We start from the raw sequence: 17364 nt of genomic DNA, 5'->3' as shown, positions 1-17364 counted from the left end.
CGCGGGCCGTACGCCCCCGACCGGCCGGTACGGCTCGCTGAACGCCCCAGGGAGGGCGGCCAGTTGCCCTCGCGTCACGTAAGGGGCCGCCCAGTCGGACCGGACCGTGGCCGGCCGGGGCCGGTGCCGCCGGCTACGGCCGGGGCTCGGGTCCCGGCTCCGCCGGGGTGTCACGGGCGCGGCGGGGGCCGCGGTTGCGGTGGTGGGTCAGGGCGGCACGGGCCGCGGTGGTGAGGGCCACCGCGGCCAGGACGAGGGCCAGGTTGCGCGCGTACGGCAGGGGCAGGGCGGACGGGTTGGGGGTTGCGCCCGGGCGCAGCAGCAGGGGCAGGGTGACCAGGACCAGCGCCCCGGCCGTGACGAGTGCGCCGCGCACCAGGCCCCGCTGCGGCACGGCCGCGACGAGGGATCCGACGCCCAGCACCAGCGGCGCGAGCAGCCCGTCGTGCAGGACCAGCGCCCCTCCGAGCCACACCAGGACCCCGTACGGGTCCGGCAGCTCCGCGAGTTGGCGGCCGCCGATCCCGACGAGCAGCAGGCCCAGCGCACCGAGCGCGTACCGGAGCAGGTTCGCGGACCTCACAGCACCTCCAGCCGGGTGACCCACTTGGTCTGGAGCACTCCGGGCCGGTTGGGCGCGATGATGCGGGCCGGGTACCCGTGGTCTGCCGACAGCACCTCGCCGTTCAGCCGCAGCGCCAGCAGGGTCAGCGGGTCCTCCGCGTACTCCCGGCCCATCTCCATCACCCGGTAGGCGCCCCGCACTTCGAGCGACACCACCCGCAGCGCGGAGCCCGGCGGCGCCCCCGCCCGCTCCACGAGGTCCCGGATCCGCACCCCGCTCCAGCGGGCGTCCTTGCTCCAGCCCTCCACGCACGCGATCGGCAGCCGTACCCGGGTCTGGGGCAGTGCGCCCAGGTCGGCGAGGGACAGCCGGTACGGGCGCGGCCCGCGCACCTCCAGGTGCCAGCCGCGTACGGCGGCGGCCGTCACCCCCGCGGCCGCCGCCGTCCGGTTGACGGGCAGGCCCTGCGGACCGACCCAGGGGTGGCGGGGCGCCAGCAGGTCGAGGGCGGCGAGCGGGGTGAACGCCTGCCCGGCCGTCGTCACCGTGACCGCACCGACGGCCGCGCCCACGCCCAGCAGCAGGGACCGCCGGTCCGGGCCGTCCCGCTCCTCGTCCGGCAGGGCGAGCGTGCCGGCCGAACCCCGGGTCCAATGGGCCCTGATCTGCGGGGCCTTGACGGCGAGGTGCAGGAGGACCGAACCAGCCACGACCCAGGCGACTCCGTAGTGGACGGGCACGAAGGAGAACGGCCACGGGTACCACTCCGCGATGTTCAGCAGCCCGGTCAGCACCTCGAAGACGCCCGAGGCCACCAGCACGGCCACCGACAGCCGTTCCAGGCCGTGCAGCACCGACCGGACCGGCGGCCACACGAACAGCCGCGGGTAGACCGCCCACAGCTTGGCCGCCAGCAGCACGAGCGCCGCGAGACCCACGCCGACGTGCAGGCCCTGCGTCAGCCGGTACCCCCACACGGGCCGGGCTGGCAGGTGGCCGGCCAGCCAGTCCGGCGGCTGCTGGAGGTAGTGGCTGACCAGCCCGGTCAGGAAGCACACGGCGAGCGCGGCACCCAGCCACCGGCCGATCGCCGTCGCCGTCCGCGGGTCGTGCAGCCGGCCGGAGAAGTCCGGCGGGCGGACGGCGGGCACGCGCAGGCGCGGGCGTGCGCGGAGGCCGGGCACGCGCAGGCGCGGGCGGACACGAGGCAGCCGCAGTGCAGACCATGCGGACCAGGTGGACCGCGCAGACCGTGCGGACAGTGAAAGCCGTTCGGGCGGTGAAAGCCGGTCGGACAGCGCGGACCGTGCGGACAGCGCGGACAGTGCGGACAGCGCGGACAGTGCGGACCGTGCGGACAGTGCGGACGAGGGAGGCCGGTTCGGGCGCCGGCCGTTTCGCGATCCCATGCCCCCATGCAACCGCGCCCGCCGCCCCCGCGGCCCGGTCCGACACCTTACGAAACACGGACGGCGTGCCGTGCCGGAACCCGCACGGCCCGGCCCGCTGCCAGGGTGGGCCCGTGACCCACCTGCCGTCCGCCGCCCCCCGCACCCCCGTGGCCAAAACCCTGCTGCCCACCGCAATCACCGCCGCCCTCCTGGCCGCCCTCGGCGCCGTGCTCGTCCACACCGTCCGGAAGGACGGCTACTTCACCGACCCGGCAGGCCTGTCCTGGTGGTACGCCGCCGCCTGGGCCCTGTTCGCGGCCGCGGCGTGGACCCTGCGCAAGGCGCCCGCCCGGCACGCCGCGGTCCTCGTCCTGGCGGGCGGGATCGCCGTGGCCGCGACCGGCCTGGCCGCCCCGCCGCGCACGAGCACCGACTCGTACCGCTACGCCTGGGACGGCCGGGTCCAGGCCGCGGGCATCTCCCCGTACGACCACGCCCCCGCCGACCCCGCGCTCGTGCCGCTGCGCGACTCCTGGCTGTTCCCCACCGGGGCGGCCTGCGGCCGGCCGGAGCTCTCCACGGTGCCCGGGGCCGACGGGGTGTGCAGCCGCATCAACCGGCCCCGGGTCCACACCATCTACCCACCGGTCGGCGAGCTCTACTTCCTCCTCGTGCACGCCCTCTCCCCGGACGGCGTGCGCCACAAGGCCCTGCAGACGGGCGGGGCGCTGCTGGCCGTCGGCACCACCCTGGTGCTGCTGCGCATCCTGCGCCGCCGCGGCGACCCGCGCACCGCCGCGTACTGGGCCTGGTGCCCCGCCGTCCCGGTCGAGGCCGTCAACAACGCCCATGCCGATGTCCTGGCGGTGCTGCTCTCCGTCGCGGCGCTGGGCCTGACGGTCCGGCACCGGGCGGTCGGCGGCGCCCTGCTGGGCCTGGCCACGGCAGCCAAACTCCTGCCCGCCGTCCTGCTCCCCGGCGCCCTGTCCGGCGTACGCCGGCCCCGCGAGGCCGCCGCGACGGTCCTGCCCGCCGCGGCCGTGCTCACCGCGCTCTACCTCCCGTACGTACTGCTCTCGCACTCCTCCGTGCTCGGCTACCTGGGAGGCTACGCCGAGGAAGAGGGGTACGAGGACGCGTCCGCCGGCAACCGCTACGCCCTGCTGCGCCTGGTCCTGCCCGACGCGTGGGCCCTGCCGGGGGTGCTCGCCGGCATGGCCGCGGTGAGCCTGTACGTCATCCTCCGGGGCGACCGGCGCCGCCCCTGGAGCGGCGCCCTCCTCGTGACGGGCACGGCGTTCCTCCTGACGACGCCCGGCTACTCCTGGTACGCCCTGCTCCTCGTCGCCCTCGTCGCGCTGGACGGCCGGTGGGAATGGCTGGGAGTCGCCCTCGCGGGCGCCGCCGCCTACGTCACCGCCCGCGCGGTCCCCGGTGCCGGGACGGCGATGTACGCGCTCGCGGCCGCGGCCGTCCTCCACGGCGCTCGCCTCCGCACGGCACGAGCCGCCCGACGGCCCCGGGACCTGCCCCCTTCCTTGGAGCAGCCCCCGGCGTGACGGCCCGTTGCCCGGCCGGACGCACGGTGCTTCCCGCTGCGCTGAACGGCCCCGCCGCAGCTCGGCCCCGTCGTCCGATCGAGCGGTGCGCCGGGGCGGTCACGCGTGGGGCGGGCGGCATGCGGCGCCGGCCCCTACGCTCGCAGACGATCAGGGAGGTCGGATGCGGGAAAAGACCGGTCGCTGGATCCGGGTCGCCGTGCTGGCGGTGCTGAGCGCGTGCAGTGTCGTCCTGATCTCCGGGTGCGACCCCGACAAGGACGGTCCTGCGGACCTCCCCTCGCCGCCCGACACGGTGTCCGGTCGGCCGACGGCCCGGCAGCCGGACCCGCAGACGGCGGATACCGAGGAGCCGTACGTTCCGCCTCCGCCGCCACCCCCAACGGATTCCGGAGACGGGGACGGGGACGGGGACCCGACCTCCGCCCCGACCTTCACCCAGGCGCCACCCCAGCCGCCGGAACCCGACACCTCTCCGGTGCCGCCCAGTCCTGACGGCACGTGAGCCAGCCGCCCCCGGACGACCCGTCCGAGGAGCGGGAGGCCGATCCGTACCGCCCCACCGCGCTCCTCGGGGCGGTCGTCGCGCAAGGGACTTTCATCGCAGCGCTCCTGTTCTACCTGGGGGCGATGTACATGAGCTCGTTCTACGCGTACTTCCACATCTCGCTCGGCACCCTCGATCTGAGCTTCAGCGAGCTGGTGACCCAGAGCCTGCGCCTGCTGAAGCTCGAGGTCCTGGTGGCGGCCGGGCTGGCCGTACTCCTCGTGTCGGCCCCCTGGGCCCGGACCCGGCCCCGGACGGACCGGGACGCCGAGCACCCGACAGCGGCCGCCAGGGCCGAAGCCGCGGCAGCTCGCCTCTCCGTGCCCGTGGGGGTCATCGGTGTGGTGCTGCTCGCCCTGTGGAACGAGATCAGGCCGTACGGCTGGACCGCTCCCGTCCTGATCGCCGTGGGGCTGCTGATGGGCCAGTGCCGCGACTCCCGGGGCCGGCGGCCGAAAGGGCTGCGGCGCAAGGCGCTCCCGATCTTCGCCGCCGGGCTCTTCCTCTTCTGGACGCTCACGCAGGTCACCGTTCAGACGGCCCAACGGGACGCCCGGTCCCGCGCCCGCCACGTCACCGCATGGACCGGGGTGATGGTCCTCAGCAGCTATCCGCTCTCCCTCCCCACGGGGGCGGTCAGGCGGGAGGTCCTGTCGGCCGGGCTGCGTCACCGCTACCGCTACACCGGTCTGCGGCTGCTCCTGGAGCGGGAGGGGCGGTACTACGTCGTACCCCTCGGCTGGAACGCGGAGCGCGACCCGATGTACATCATCCGGGAGAGCGACGCCGTGTGGATCGGCCTCACCCCGGGCACGCTGCCGCAGCTGCCCGGCCAGTAGCGCCGGGGCCGGGAAGGACGGACGCGCGGGAGAAGCCCGGGCCGGGTCTGCGCCCCCGGGGGTTGCGGCGGGCGGGCGGTCTTCTGTCGGGGGCGTGGGGATCGCTATGTTGGCCCCTCCCCGGGCCGTACGCCGACCGGGGTGGTGCCGTGCCGCCACCCGCGCGTCAGCGTCCACCGCCTTCTCGTTGCGAAGGAGTGCATGGGTATGACAGGGAGCTCCGCTCCGGCCGAGCCGGCGTTCACCAGCTACGCCGCCGCCCTTCTCGACAGGCTGTCCGCCACACCCGGCAGGGTCGTCGTCACCGGCGCCGACGGCCGCGCGGTCACGGCGGGCGAGCTGCGCGACGACACCTGGCGGCTGGCGGGGGAACTGGCCGGACGGGGCTTCGGCCGCGGCACGACCGTGGCCCTGCTCGCCGGGAACACGCCGGAGGCGCTGACGGCCCGGTACGCGGCGCACCTCGCCGGGGCCCGCGTCGTGCACCTGCACGAGGGCATGGCTCCTTCCGTGCTCGCCCGCATCGCGGAGAGCACCGAGACTCGGCTGGTGCTCGTCGACGCCACCCGGCACCGGGCGGCCGGGCAGCTCCTGCCGCTGCCCTGGGAACCGGCCGTACTCGGCCTGGGTCCCGGCCCGTTCGGGGAGGACGTGCTCGCCGCCGCCGCGCGACGCGCCCCCGAGCCCTTCGCGTCCCCGGCCGGGCCGGAGGACGACCTCGCCATCCAGCACACCGGCGGAACGACCGGCATCCCCAAGGCCATCCGCTCCACGCACGGCCCGTACGCCCGCGGGGTGGGCGTCCCCGTCGCGGATGCGGGCGACCCGCCGCGCTATCTCGCCTGCACCCCGCTCTCCCGCCTCGCCGGCTTCCTCACGGACAAGACCCTGATGCAGGGCGGTTCCGTGGTCCTGCAGCTCGCGTTCGACCCGGGCGCGGTGCTCGCGGCGATCGCGCGCGAGCGCATCACCCACCTCTGGGTCCTGCCGCCCCTGCTGCACCGGCTCCTGGACCACCCGGCCCTGCCCACGACCGACGTGTCGAGCCTGGCCCGCATCACGTACGGCGGCTCGCCCGCCTCGGCCCTCCGGCTGCGGCAGGCCGAGGCGGCCTTCGGACCGGTCCTCTACGGCTGGTACGCGCAGAGCGAGGCCCCCGCGATCTCCGAGGCCGCCCCGCACGAGCACGCGATCACCGGGCACGGCGGCCGCGTGACCGTCGGCCGGCCGCTGCCGGGGGTCGAGGTCGCCATCCGCGACGAAGCGGGCACCACCCTGCCCCCGGGCCGGACGGGCGAGATCCAGGTGCGCTCCCGCATCGTCATGTCGGGCTACTGGAAGCAGCCCCGGCTCACCGCCGAGGTCCTGCGCGACGGCTGGCTGCACACCGGCGACCTCGGCTACCTCGACGAGAACGGCTACCTGTTCGTCGTGGGGCGCCGCAGGAACGTGATCGTCGTCGTGGGCGGCCACGTCCACCCCACCGAAGTGGAAGAACTCCTCCTGGCGCACCCGGCCGTCGCCCAGTGCGCCGTCTACGGGGTCCGGGACGCCGACGAGACCGAGCACGTCTGCGCCGCCGTGGTCCCCGCCCCCGGCCACCGGCCCGCCCTCAAGGAGATCCGGGACTTCGTCACCGACCACATGGGGCCGCTGTACGCGCCCGAGGCCCTGCGCCTGGTGGACGAACTGCCCTTGACCGCGGCCGGCAAGCCGGACACGCAGCTGCTGGCGGCGGAAGCCCGGGCCTGACGGGCCGCAAGCCGGTTGCCGGGCCCAGGTCCCCCGGGGGCCGACGAGCACGCGGGACAGCAGGCGCGGGTCGGCGAGGGTCAGGGGTCCGGCGGTGGGGCGGTGGGGCGGTGACGTGGCTGCGGCCGCCCGCCCGGCCCGGCGCTTCAGGGTGCGGCTCAGCCCTGGGGACGGAGCAGGCCGCGCTCGTACGCCTGCAGACCGCCGGAAAAGCGTTCGTCCGGCGTCGGCCGCCGGCGCTAGGTCGTGTCTTTCGGATATTGCCGGTCAAGCCCGCGGCGTCTGGTGCCGCGCATCGCAAGGCGGAGGGCAGACCGCCGTACCGGACGTACTTGGTCTGCCCGACAGCTCGGCATCCAAGGGCCTTCAAGAAGAGCCGAGACGAAGCGAGCGGAGCGAGCGCAGTGCCGCGAGGCGCGGTGCCAGGCGTCGCGGGTCAGGCAAGATCCGGAAGACACGGCCTGGCCTCGCCGGTCATGGGAGAACGAGCGCAGTACGCAGTGGTCGAGAACGGCGCCTGGCAGCGGTACTCCTCGCACTGGGGCGCCAACCGGGTGGTCCGCGACCTCCTGCCGGGCCCGGCCGCGGCGACCCGCTGCTTCCGCGCCCACCGGGAGACCGGGGAGTGGCTCGACGACGTGTGGTGCGAGGGCGCCGCGCTCGTCGACCACGACCGGCGGGTCCTGCTCTGGTTCGCGTACGCGGACAGCTGGACCGACCACCGCGCCGCCCGCGCCGTACTGGCCCGGACCTGGCCCGGCTGGGAGGTCCGCTTCGCCCACGACGGCATGGGCGACCTGACCCACCACCTGGGCCTCGGCAGGGACCTGACCCGTGCACCGGGCTGGTTCGAGACCTCCGAGCCGTTCTGGTCCGCGGAAGTCCAGGACGACGAGCCCTGGTGCGTGCTCTCCCTGCGCCTGCCCGACGGAAGCGTCCGGGCCTGGGGCAGCGGGCTGGAGGCCATGGCGCACATCGCCGAAGGCCCCGGGCTCATCGCCCTGCTCCAGGCCTCGCCGGCCACCCCCGCGCCCACCGCCATGCCGTACGGCGGCATCCACTTCGACCCGCAGACGCGCACCGTCTCCGTGTGGGCGGTGGAGACGGTGCCCGGCATCCGCAGCGGACCGCTGCCGGGCTGGGAGGACTGGGTCCTGGACTTCCGCGGCGACGACCACACCCACCAGGCGGGCCTGCTGCCCGCCGACTTCCCCTTCCCCCGGCCCGCCCTCACGACCGCACTGCGGCGGCTCGCCGAGGGCCTCGGCACCCCGCCGCCCGACACCGGCGCCCTCCTCGCCCTCGCGGCGGCCGCACCCGGCCCGCAGGGCGCCGCCCCCGTGGTGAACCCCGCCGCCCGGGTCCCCCACGAACCGGCCGACCCGACCCCGGCCGAACTGGGCCGGCTGCGCGCGGAACTCGATGCGCTGATCGCGGGGTCGGAGGCCCTTGAACACCTGACCGGCTGACCGGCTCACGGCTCACGGCTGAACCCGCGATGCACGTGGGAGGGGAAGGCCGGGGGCCGGGGGCCGGGGGCTGCCGGGCAGCTCACCGCCACCCGGTCAGGACCGCCCGGTCACCCCCCACCCGGTCACGACCGCCCGGTCACGCCCCGCCCCTGCCGTGCAGCCACGCGAGGGCGGCCGCCCGCTTCTCCGGTGACGCGTCGGCCTCGTGCGCCGCCCAGTCGAGGATGCTGCGTACGGGCGCGGTGCTGCCCGGGTCGGGCACCGCCAGGGAGCCGATGCCGTGCTGCCAGGTCGTCCCGAGCACGGCGACGCCGCTGTCGAGCGAGAGCATGCAGAACTCCGGCCGTCCGGCACCCGAGCCGAGCAGGAACTCGTCGTGTCCGAGCACGCTCCTGCCCCAGCGGATCGCGCAGGCCGCGCCCACGAGGTCCCAGCCGTCGAGCAGGCGGACCCGGCGCCAGACGTACCGCCGCTCCAGGTCCAGGCGCGGCTGGTAGCGCCGGGCGGGCAGGGCGAGCAGGAACTCGCGGTGGGCGTCGAACAGCCCGGCGGAGGCGGCCAGCTCGTACCAGTCCCGGTTCGCCCGCTCGACGAGACCCCGCTCGTCGCGCACGTCGAAGTCGTCGAAGTCGACGTACGCGTCCCGCCGGCCCGTCTCCTTGCCGCAGGCCGTCGTCACCGAGGCGGCGAAGACGGGCAGTGCCCCCTCCGGCACACCCCCGTCCAGCACCTCCAGCCCCGCCCGCCGCAACGGCGCGAACACCTTCCGCCGCATCTCCTGCCTGCCCATGTGCCTCCTCGGCAGCCCCTGGTGATCCGATGCACAGGGGTGCTCCGTGCCATCATGCGGAACTTCCGCTGGTGCGAGTGGTCCTGACCGGCCGCCGGGGCCGGGCGGGACGGCGACCCGCGGCCGTCAGGCCGAGGCGTCCCAGGTGGACGTCAGGCCGTCCAGCCAGGCCGGGGGCAGTTCCGCGGCGTCCCATTCCTCGTGCAGTGCCTCGGGGGCGTGGGCGAGGCGTTCCAGGACGGCGATGCTGGTGGCGGAGTGCAGGAGGGAGTAGCGGCCGTGCAGGGTGGCGGTGCTGCCCGGGCCGTACGTGCCGAACAGCCGCTCCAGCCGCGCCCGGTGGGCCGCGGTGAACTGGGTCAGCTGCCCCGGGTACGCGGCGCGCCGGCGCAGGGTCATGGTGGCGAGGACGGCGCCGAGCACCTCCTCGGTCACCTCCGGGTCCAGGTCGGAGACCTCGGTGAGCGACTGGTACAGCGGGGTGACGGCCACGTTGACCCGCTCCACCTCGATCCGCCCGGCCCGCGGGCGCCCCTCGGCGCCGCCTTCCGCGTGCCGCCCGTCCGCCCCGATGGCCCGTACCAGGGTCTGCTCGACGACGGTGCCGAGCTCCTCCGCGAGGTGTGCGGCGCCGTCCAGCCAGCCCGACTCGTACGCCTCGCCCTTGTCCCCCGGCGGCTGCCGGATCCCGGTGCTCAGCTCCTCGTGCGCCAGGGCGAGGGTGCCCGCTTCCATGAGCCCGATCAGTTCGCGGGCTTCGGCGGGGGTGATGCCCGCGCGTGCGAGGAGCATCAGCAGCGTCGTCCTCGTGTTGTCGACGCTGACCTCGTCCGGCCACTGCCGTCCCTCGTCGGCCGTACTCACCGTGCCCCCTCATCGCGATCGCCTGCGTGGTGCGGTGCTCCCGACCGCCCTCTCCCGCTCCAACGCCCGACGGCCCGTCTGCGCTCCCCGGGATCCCTGATCCGCGGGATCCGTGACCTCTGATCCCTGGTCGCGCAGTCCGGGCCCGTGCGAGTGCCTTCCGCGGGTCCCTCCCCATTGTCCAGGGTGCGCCCGGCGGGGGGCGGCAGCCCCTCCGTGGCCGCACGCGCCGCCTCGGCCGCCGGGACGCACGCCGCCCTCCGGTCCCTGAGCAGGGGCCGGAGGGCGGGACGGGGTGCCGCCGGCCGTGGCGTGGCTGCCGGCCTCCGGAGCCGTCTGCGCGAGGGCTCCGGTCGCCAGGGGGCCGCAGCCGAGGACGGCGGCGCAGACCACCGCGGTCAGGATTTTTCCTCTGTTCAGCGTCATGGGATGCAGGCCTTCGTCAGCAGGGGCGGGAGGAGGGGCCGTCGAACCGGGCCCAGATCGGGGTCCAGTCGCGGGTGTAGAGGACGACGTTGGCGTCGCGCTGGACCCGCAGCCAGGCGCCCTGATCGCCGCAGTTGTGGGTGCCGAGGCTCCACATGGGGTTGCCGTTCTGGTCGTAGATCACGAAGTTGCCGTCGTACTGCATCCAGGCCGACACCCCCCACCCGCCGGTGCCGGTGTGCCACAGCACCTCGTAGCCGCCGAGGGCGCGGTGTGCGTAGAGGATGAGGTCGCCCTTGTAGACCCACAGCTCGTACCAGAGGTTGTCGATCCCGGACATGCCGTAGTGCGTGGCGATGTACGTGCCCTCGGTCAGGCATTCGCCGGCGGGCAGCCAGTCGTGGTACGAGGAGCCCTGCGGGGGCGTACGGCAGCTGGGCGCGGGCCAGGACAGGGCCCCGGCCTCGCCCTTCGGCGCCGTGGGTCCGGCGGACCCGGGTATCAGCCCGCGCTCCCGGGCCTGGCGCAACGTGGGCAGCCCCTTGAGGGGCGCGGAGTCGAGCCGGGGCGTTCCGGGCCCGGGCCGGGGCTTGGCCGGTGCGCTGCGCGGGGCCGCGTGCGAGAGCGAGCGCGAGGGGGAGTGCGCGTGCGAGCGGCCGCCCTCCGGCGCCCTCTCGGCCCCGGAAGCCGCCGGTACGCCCGCGGCGGTGAGCACGATCGCGGAGAGCGCGAGGCCCACCGCGGTTCTTTTGAGGTCCATGCCGGCCATGTCACGCCAGGGTGTTCAAGTCCCGTTGAACGACCGCTGAACGGACCGGGCGCCGGCACGGCACGGCACGGCCCGGCACGGCGGCAAGAGCGGCTGCCGGGAGGCCGTCACGGAATGTCGTACATGGTGAGGGCCCTTGTGGTGGGGGTGCCGGTGCGGCCGGCGTAGGTGAGGCGTTCGCGGACTTCGCGGACCGTGCGCGGGCGGAAGCCGGGGCCGCCGCAGCAGCTCTTGTGGAAGCCCACCCCGGCGTTCAGGAGCACCGTCAGGGTGCGCCAGGCCGCGGTGTCCCGGCGGCGGGGCGGGGCGAAGGCCGAGCCGGCGTGGATCATCGGTTGCGCGCAGCGCGGGCACAGGCGCTGCCGGTCCCTGTCGTGGGGCTGCTTGTACGAGGCGCGGCAGGGGAGGCACACGTACGAGGTCTTACCGTGGGGCATGGGTGCAGCGTAGGAACGGCCGGACCCGGGCCGCCAGCGGATTTCCCGGCGGGCGCGCCCCGGAGGGCACGGGCGGGCCCCCCGGGGGTCACGGACGGGTGCGCCCCGGGGGTCACGGACGGCCGCGGGCCCGTTCCGTCAGCTCATCCCGGGCGATCCGCTGGTCCGCCGGTCGACGAGGGCGCGCTGTCCCGACCAGGAGGATCCGCTGTACGAGGACCACCAGATGTGGTCGTCGGGGCCCGTGCCGCGCCAGGCCATCACCAGGGTCCGGCCGTGGCTGCCCAGGGTGGGCCAGGCGACGGTGCGGCGGTCGTCCAGGACCATCTGGCCGGACCAGGAGCCGCCGTTGAAGGTGGACCACCAGATGTGGTCGTCCGTCCCCGTGCCTCGCCAGGCCATGATCAGCCTGCCGTTGGCCGAGCCCAGGGCCGGGGCTCCGACGGCGCGGCGGTCGTCGAGGACGCGCTGGGCGGACCAGGAGGTGCCGTTGAACGTGGACCACCAGATGTGGTCGTCCGGCTGCGCCCCGCGCCAGGCCATGATCAGCCTGCCGTTGGCCACGCCGACCGCCGGGGCGTAGGTGGTGCGCCGGTCGGCCAGCTGCCGCGGGGTGCTCCACCGCCGGCCGTCGTACCTCGACCACCAGATGTGGTTGTCGGCGTAGCCGCGCCACACCATGTAGGCCCGGCCGTTGAGGTAGGCGAGGTCGGGCTCCCGGGCGGTGGTGGCCGGGAAGCCCTGCTGGAGGGTCCACCGTCCGTTCACCAGCCGGGACCAGTAGATCTTCGGGTCGTTGCCGGTGCCCCGCCACGCCATCCCTGTCTTCGCAGGGAATCCCGGTCTTTAGGTCGGGCGGGAATGCGACCCTTGGCTCGGAGCCGCGAAGCGGCGGAGTTCGCTGCGGCTCCGGGGTGACGGTTAGTCGTGCCGCTTCTGGTTCTCGATGTAGTCCTTGACGACCTGGAGCGGTGCGCCGCCGCAGGACCCGGCGAAGTAGGAGCCGGACCAGAACACCGAGCCCATGCCGATGCGATTAATCCGGCCGGTGTACTCGCCCCGCAGGTACCGGGAGCTGACGCCCTTGAGCGAGTTGACAAGCTTCGACAGGGCGACCTTCGGCGGGTAGTGGACGAGGAGATGCACGTGGTCCTCCTCGCCGTTGAACTCGATCAGCTCGGCCTCGAAGTCCTCGCACACCTCTCGCATGATCTCTTCACACCGCGTCAGCATGGCGTCATCGAACACCCCGCGCCGGTATTTGGTGACGAAAACCAAGTGGGCGTGAAGGTTGTAGACGACGTGGCGTCCACGGCGGACATCGGGGTTTGGTTCCCAGCGTGGTGACATAGGCCAAGCGTAGTAGAGTGATCGCAACGACCGGGAAGGGGGTGGGCCGGATGATCCGTGCGTACAAGTTCCTCATGCGGCCCACCGTGGGCCAGACGATCGCGCTCGGCGAGATGCTGCGCGATCACTGCTCGCTCTACAACGGAGCGTTGCAGGAGCGCCGTGACGCCTACCGGCACGTGTCGAAGACGGGCATCAAGTACGGGATGCAGTCGGCGCAGCTCAAGGAGATCCGGGCGTTCGATGCGGAGCGTCAGGGCCGCTGGTCGTTCTCCAGTCAGCAGGCGACGCTTCGCCGGTTGGACAAGGCGTTCTCCGCGTTCTTCCGCCGGGTCAAGTCAGGCGAGACGCCTGGCTATCCTCGCTTCCGGGGCGTCAACTGGTTCGACACAGTGGACTTCCCCAAGGACGGCGACGGCTGCCGCTGGGACTCCACCCCGCACGACGCCGCCACCCGCGTCCGCCTCCAAGGCGTAGGGCACGTCAAGGTCAACCAGCACCGGCCCGTGGTCGGCAAGGTCAAAACCGTCAGCGTGAAGCGCGAGGGCAAGCGCTGGTATGTCGTGCTGACTGCTGAGCAGGACCAGCCCGAACCGCTTCCGGCGACCGGGGCCGTGGTCGGCATCGACATGGGCATCGCCTCCTTCCTCACCACCTCCAACGGCGAGCACATCGCCAACCCCCGCCACGCCCGGAAGGCCGCCGCCAAACTCGAAGCCGCACAGCAGAAGCTGTCGCGCTTCGGTCGGGTGCGCCGCGATAAGCGGACCGGCAATCATCAGCGGGCCGTCCAGCGCGTTGCCGACCTGCATCGCAAGGTGCGTCGTCAGCGTCTCGACCACGCGCACAAGACCGCGCTCGGTCTGGTCCGTGACCACGACCTGATAGCGCACGAGGATCTCAAGATCCGCAACATGGTCAAGTCCGTCGCGCCCAAGCCCGACCCCGAGAACAAGGGCGTCTTCCTGCCCAACGGGGCCGCCGCGAAGACGGGCCTGAACCGTTCGATCTCGGAAGCCGGATGGGGGGTGTTCCTGACGATCCTGCACGCCAAGGCTGAAAGCGCCGGACGAGACGTAATCGCCGTGGACCCCCGCAACACCTCCCGGACCTGCCCCGAATGCGGGCACGTCAGCGCGGAGAACCGGCCCACACAGGAGAAGTTCCACTGCGTCTCGTGTGGCCACCAGGCACACGCTGACCACGTCGGGGCACTCAACGTTCTACGGGCCGGGCTGGTCCATCGCGACACCCACCCGGCGTAGCGAGAAGCCACCCCCTTTAGGGGGTGGAGGAGTCACGTAGGCGGTGTCCGGCGCCTGCGTCGCGGCCTCGGCGCCCTGCTGCGCCGCCCCCGTGAGCGTGCCGGTGAGCGCGCCCACCGCCAGCAGCGCGGCGACCGAAGCCGTGCGCCGCGTCGCGTTCCTCGTCATGATCGTCTCTTCCTGCCCGACGTCGGTCTTTCGACCGGGCAGTCAACTCCCGTGGCGACGGACGGGACAAGGGCGCACGGGCGGGCGGAAGGACATCGGCGCGGCCTGGACGGGCAGGGCGGGGACGGCGTACGGACGGACCGCGCGCAGCAGTTCGAAGTGAGCCCGTCCGGACCATTGAAAAGGACATGTCACATGTGCCATTTTACAGCGCAACCGGTCCCGGACGGGACCTCTACTCCCCTCCCCAGGAGTGCATCGTGCGCGCTGTCGCCATCGCCACCGCCCTGTTCACGGCCGCCCTCGCGGCCTCCCCCACCCTGCCTGCCGAGGCCGCCCCGGCCCGCCCGGCCGATCCCCGGCCCGGGGGCCACGCGTTCGCCGACCCGGCCCAGCGCCCCGCCCACGGCACCGCCAAAGCCGCTCCCGGCGCGACCGCCGCGCCCGCCGGCGGCGGGCGGCTGGAGTCCCGCATCCTGCCGATCGTCCACACGTGCAGCCCGTCGCTGCGGATCCGCGCCCAGGAGATGACGGCCGCCCAGCTGGCGGCGACCTGCGCGAGCCTGGCCAACCAGGACGCCTACTTCCACGGCGTGGTCCAGGACTCCGGGCCCGTCGCCAACGACTTCAACACCACCCTGGAAGTCGACGTCTTCAACTCCAGCGCCGACTACAAGGCCTACGCCGGCAAGATCTACGGCATCGACACCAACAACGGCGGCATGTACCTGGAGGGAGACCCCGCCAAGGCGGGCAACCAGCCGCGGTTCATCTGCTACGAGCGCACCGACGTGGCTCCGGGGTGGCAGATATGGAACCTCAACCACGAGTACACGCACTACCTCGACGGCCGCTTCGACCTGTACGGGGACTTCAACGCGAGCCAGTCCACCCCCACCGTGTGGTGGGGCGAGGGCATCGCCGAGTACGTCTCCTACTCCTACCGCGGCGTCCCCTACGCCAACGCGCTGGCCGAGGCGGGCAAGCACACGTACTCCCTGCGCACGCTGTTCGACACCACGTACGCCAACAGCGACGTCAACCGCACCTACAACTGGGGCTACCTCGCCGCCCGCTACATGACCGAGCGGCACCCGTCCGACGTGGCCACCGTGCTCGGCCACTACCGCACCGGCAACTGGGCCGCGGCACGGGCGCACCTCACCTCGCTGGACTACGAGAGCGACTGGAACGCCTGGCTGACGGCCGTCGCGGCGGGCGCCTGACCCTGCTCGGCGCCCTCCCCGCGCCGCCGAAGTGGAGCGCGACCAGACGGTCCGCTAGCCGCGGACGGCCGAGCGGGCGAGGGCGATCGCGCCCGGCAGGCCGTCGGGGACCGGGTGCGGGTTCAGGTCCCAGGCGGCGAGGCGGGCGGTGAGGCGGGGCAGGAGCGGGCCTCCGGGTCCGATCAGGCCGCCCACCGTCACCAGGGTTTCGCCCCGGCCGGGGCGGAGGGCGGCCGTGGTTGCTGCCAGGTGGTCGGCGGCCTCGTCGAGGATCCCCTCCGCGACGGGGTCGCCCTCCGCGGCCGCGGCGACCACGACGGGGCAGAGCCGGGCCAGCCGGGCCGGTTCGGATGCGGCACGGGCGCCGTCGATGAGGAGGTGGCGGAGGGCGGCGGGGTCCGGGGCCGCCGGGTCCGAGGCCGCCGGGTCCGAGGCCGCCGGGTCCGAGGCCGCCGGGTCCGGGTCCGCCCGGTCCGGGGCCGGGTCCGGGAACTCCGGTTCGGCGGCGAAGGATTCCGCAAGGCGGGGCAGGAGGGCGGTGGCGGGGCCGCGGCCGTCCAGGGAGCGGAGGGCGCGGCGGACCGCCTCCCGCGCGATCCAGAAGCCGCTGCCGTCGTCCCCCGCGAGCCAGCCGCAGCCGTCCGCGGCGGCGGACAGGCGGTGGCCGCGGATCCGGACCGCGGCCGCACCGGTCCCGGCGACCAGGACCAGACCGTCCGGCGGGGTCCCTGGGGCCCCGGCGAAGGCCACCTCGGAATCGGCCATGATGTGGACGGCCCCGGTGTGCACCCCGTGACGTGCCAGGGCCGCGTGCAGGGCGCGCCGCGCCGGGGCGCGGCCGCGGTCACCGGCCGGGCCCGGGAGGCCGGCTCCCGCGAAGCCCGCCACGACGCACCGCACTCGGGCCGCCCGGCCGTCGGCCAGGACCTCGCCGACGGCCTGCGCGAGGCGCTCTTCCAGGAGCCGTTCGGGGACCGAGCGGATGTTCCCCGCTCCGGCCGAGGCCGTGGCGAGCGGCGGACCGCCCTCCCCGGCGGCGACCGCGGCCCGCAGCCCGCTGCCGCCCGCGTCGATGCCCAGCACCAGCGTCATCCGCCGGTCACCTCCCTGGCTCGTGGCCGTCGTCGCCCCGGTGGTACGAGCGTACGCGCGCCGACGCCGGCCCGAGGGCGTGGCGCAGGGCGAGGGAGGGGCGGGGGGAGGCCGGGGGGCACCCGGGCATGAGATCGTGGGGGAATGACCTTCGACGTGCGTCCGGCAACGGTGTTCGAGGACGTCCGGGCCGTGATCGGCCCCAAGTCCCCCGGCGCGAACGTCTGCTGGTGCCTGAGCTACCGGCTGCCGTCCAAGCTCAACAACGAACTCCGCGGGCCGAGCCGTGGCGAGTACGTCAGCGAGCTGTGCCGCCGTCAGCCGCCGCCGGGGGTGATCGCCTATGACGGCGGGGAGCCGGTCGGATGGGCCGCCGTGGCACCGCGCTCGGAGACGTCCTTCGCCCGCAGCCGCACCATCCCGCACGTGGACGAGCTCCCGGTGTGGTCCCTGTGGTGCATCCGCGTGCGCCCCGGTCATCGCAAGCAGGGCGTCTCGCACGCGTTGATCGCCGGGGCGGTCGAGTTCGCCCGCTCCCAGGGTGCCCCGGTGGTCGAGGCGTACCCGCTGGACAGCGGGGAGGCCCGGGTGGACTTGACGATGGCGTACGCGGGGATCCGCAGGAACTTCGAGCGTGCGGGATTCACCCACGCGGCCGACACCGGCTCGGTGCTGGCCGGACATCCCCGGGTGCTCATGCGGCTCGACCTGCGCTGACCGGCGCCCGCCGCACCGTCGCCCGGCCGCCGCACCGGACCGTGGGGGGGGGGGGGGGGGGGGGGGGGGGGGGGGGGGGGGGAGGGGGGGGGGGGGGGGGGGGGGGGGGGGGGGGGGGGGGGGGGGGGGGTTGGG

At 74.5% G+C, this 17364-nt stretch carries 15 protein-coding genes and 1 pseudogene; 7 read left to right on the top strand and 9 right to left on the bottom strand.

Annotated features, from left to right (window positions below; all coding sequences use genetic code 11):
- Nucleotides 1-133: 133 nt before the first annotated feature.
- Nucleotides 134-583, bottom strand: coding sequence for a hypothetical protein (locus ACZ407_RS21210; RefSeq protein ID WP_468130398.1), 450 nt, complete (start codon nt 581-583; stop codon nt 134-136).
- Nucleotides 580-1716 (bottom strand): molybdopterin-dependent oxidoreductase, encoded by a 1137-nt coding sequence (locus ACZ407_RS21205; RefSeq protein ID WP_468130396.1) that lies wholly within the window; start codon nt 1714-1716, stop codon nt 580-582. The genes ACZ407_RS21210 and ACZ407_RS21205 overlap by 4 nt, the downstream gene beginning before the upstream one ends.
- A gap of 380 nt (nt 1717-2096) precedes the next feature.
- On the opposite strand from ACZ407_RS21205, the gene ACZ407_RS21200 reads away from it, so the two are divergent.
- The 4 genes from ACZ407_RS21200 (at nt 2097) to ACZ407_RS21185 (ending at nt 8122) form a co-directional block, all read left to right on the top strand.
- Nucleotides 2097-3515, top strand: coding sequence for a glycosyltransferase family 87 protein (locus ACZ407_RS21200; protein WP_468130448.1), 1419 nt, complete (start codon nt 2097-2099; stop codon nt 3513-3515).
- 501 nt (nt 3516-4016) lie between these two features.
- A complete protein-coding gene (locus ACZ407_RS21195) occupies nt 4017-4901 on the top strand; it encodes a hypothetical protein (protein ID WP_468130394.1) in 885 nt (294 codons plus the stop codon).
- 207 nt (nt 4902-5108) lie between these two features.
- Nucleotides 5109-6653 (top strand): AMP-binding protein, encoded by a 1545-nt coding sequence (locus ACZ407_RS21190; protein ID WP_468130392.1) that lies wholly within the window; start codon nt 5109-5111, stop codon nt 6651-6653.
- Nucleotides 6654-7129: 476 nt separating this feature from the next.
- Complete coding sequence (locus ACZ407_RS21185) at nt 7130-8122, top strand: hypothetical protein (RefSeq protein WP_468130390.1); 993 nt, start codon at nt 7130-7132, stop codon at nt 8120-8122.
- A gap of 139 nt (nt 8123-8261) precedes the next feature.
- On the opposite strand, the gene ACZ407_RS21180 is transcribed toward ACZ407_RS21185, so the two are convergent.
- The 6 genes from ACZ407_RS21180 to tnpA all read right to left on the bottom strand — a co-directional run bounded on the left by ACZ407_RS21180 (nt 8262) and on the right by tnpA (nt 12761).
- A complete protein-coding gene (locus tag ACZ407_RS21180; protein WP_468130388.1) occupies nt 8262-8915 on the bottom strand; it encodes a hypothetical protein in 654 nt (217 codons plus the stop codon).
- A gap of 126 nt (nt 8916-9041) precedes the next feature.
- Nucleotides 9042-9779: a hypothetical protein gene (locus ACZ407_RS21175; protein ID WP_468130386.1), complete on the bottom strand. Its 738-nt coding sequence runs from the start codon at nt 9777-9779 to the stop codon at nt 9042-9044.
- A gap of 442 nt (nt 9780-10221) precedes the next feature.
- Nucleotides 10222-10965: a hypothetical protein gene (locus tag ACZ407_RS21170; protein WP_468130384.1), complete on the bottom strand. Its 744-nt coding sequence runs from the start codon at nt 10963-10965 to the stop codon at nt 10222-10224.
- A gap of 116 nt (nt 10966-11081) precedes the next feature.
- On the bottom strand, nt 11082-11411 hold the full coding sequence (locus tag ACZ407_RS21165; RefSeq protein WP_468130382.1) for a deoxyxylulose-5-phosphate synthase: 330 nt from the start codon (nt 11409-11411) through the stop codon (nt 11082-11084).
- A 138-nt stretch (nt 11412-11549) separates the two neighbouring features.
- Nucleotides 11550-12230: a hypothetical protein gene (locus ACZ407_RS21160; RefSeq protein WP_468130380.1), complete on the bottom strand. Its 681-nt coding sequence runs from the start codon at nt 12228-12230 to the stop codon at nt 11550-11552.
- A gap of 102 nt (nt 12231-12332) precedes the next feature.
- Complete coding sequence (gene tnpA / locus ACZ407_RS21155; RefSeq protein WP_468130378.1) at nt 12333-12761, bottom strand: IS200/IS605 family transposase; 429 nt, start codon at nt 12759-12761, stop codon at nt 12333-12335.
- 50 nt (nt 12762-12811) lie between these two features.
- Between tnpA and ACZ407_RS21150 the strand changes: the two genes are divergently transcribed.
- Both ACZ407_RS21150 and ACZ407_RS21145 read left to right on the top strand, forming a co-directional pair.
- A complete protein-coding gene (locus ACZ407_RS21150; RefSeq protein ID WP_468130446.1) occupies nt 12812-14026 on the top strand; it encodes an RNA-guided endonuclease InsQ/TnpB family protein in 1215 nt (404 codons plus the stop codon).
- A gap of 626 nt (nt 14027-14652) precedes the next feature.
- Nucleotides 14653-15414 (top strand): annotated as a pseudogene (locus tag ACZ407_RS21145) (collagenase); the annotation flags it as partial.
- Nucleotides 15415-15474: 60 nt separating this feature from the next.
- On the opposite strand, the gene ACZ407_RS21140 reads toward ACZ407_RS21145, so the two are convergent.
- The gene (locus tag ACZ407_RS21140) at nt 15475-16512 is read right to left on the bottom strand and encodes an N-acetylglucosamine kinase (RefSeq protein WP_468130376.1); all 1038 of its coding nucleotides are present in this window, start codon (nt 16510-16512) and stop codon (nt 15475-15477) included.
- Nucleotides 16513-16656: 144 nt separating this feature from the next.
- Between ACZ407_RS21140 and ACZ407_RS21135 the strand changes: the two genes are divergently transcribed.
- Complete coding sequence (locus ACZ407_RS21135; RefSeq protein ID WP_468130374.1) at nt 16657-17229, top strand: GNAT family N-acetyltransferase; 573 nt, start codon at nt 16657-16659, stop codon at nt 17227-17229.
- The last annotated feature ends 135 nt before the right edge of the window (nt 17230-17364 follow it).

This window comes from Streptomyces sp. NPDC030809 (genome assembly GCF_055572195.1).
Note: the sequence above shows the minus strand (reverse complement) of the source record. Positions and strands in the feature narration are given on the sequence as shown.

Bases quoted from the DNA above. Each gene is read 5' to 3' on its own strand.
- ACZ407_RS21190 (WP_468130392.1), top strand. From the start codon at position 5,109: ATGACAGGGAGCTCCGCTCCGGCCGAGCCGGCGTTCACCAGCTACGCC.
- ACZ407_RS21185 (WP_468130390.1), top strand. From the start codon at position 7,130: ATGGGAGAACGAGCGCAGTACGCAGTGGTCGAGAACGGCGCCTGGCAG.
- ACZ407_RS21180 (WP_468130388.1), bottom strand. From the start codon at position 8,915: ATGGGCAGGCAGGAGATGCGGCGGAAGGTGTTCGCGCCGTTGCGGCGG.
- ACZ407_RS21170 (WP_468130384.1), bottom strand. From the start codon at position 10,965: ATGGACCTCAAAAGAACCGCGGTGGGCCTCGCGCTCTCCGCGATCGTG.
- ACZ407_RS21165 (WP_468130382.1), bottom strand. From the start codon at position 11,411: ATGCCCCACGGTAAGACCTCGTACGTGTGCCTCCCCTGCCGCGCCTCG.
- ACZ407_RS21160 (WP_468130380.1), bottom strand. From the start codon at position 12,230: ATGGCGTGGCGGGGCACCGGCAACGACCCGAAGATCTACTGGTCCCGG.
- tnpA (WP_468130378.1), bottom strand. From the start codon at position 12,761: ATGTCACCACGCTGGGAACCAAACCCCGATGTCCGCCGTGGACGCCAC.
- ACZ407_RS21150 (WP_468130446.1), top strand. From the start codon at position 12,812: ATGATCCGTGCGTACAAGTTCCTCATGCGGCCCACCGTGGGCCAGACG.
- ACZ407_RS21140 (WP_468130376.1), bottom strand. From the start codon at position 16,512: ATGACGCTGGTGCTGGGCATCGACGCGGGCGGCAGCGGGCTGCGGGCC.
- ACZ407_RS21135 (WP_468130374.1), top strand. From the start codon at position 16,657: ATGACCTTCGACGTGCGTCCGGCAACGGTGTTCGAGGACGTCCGGGCC.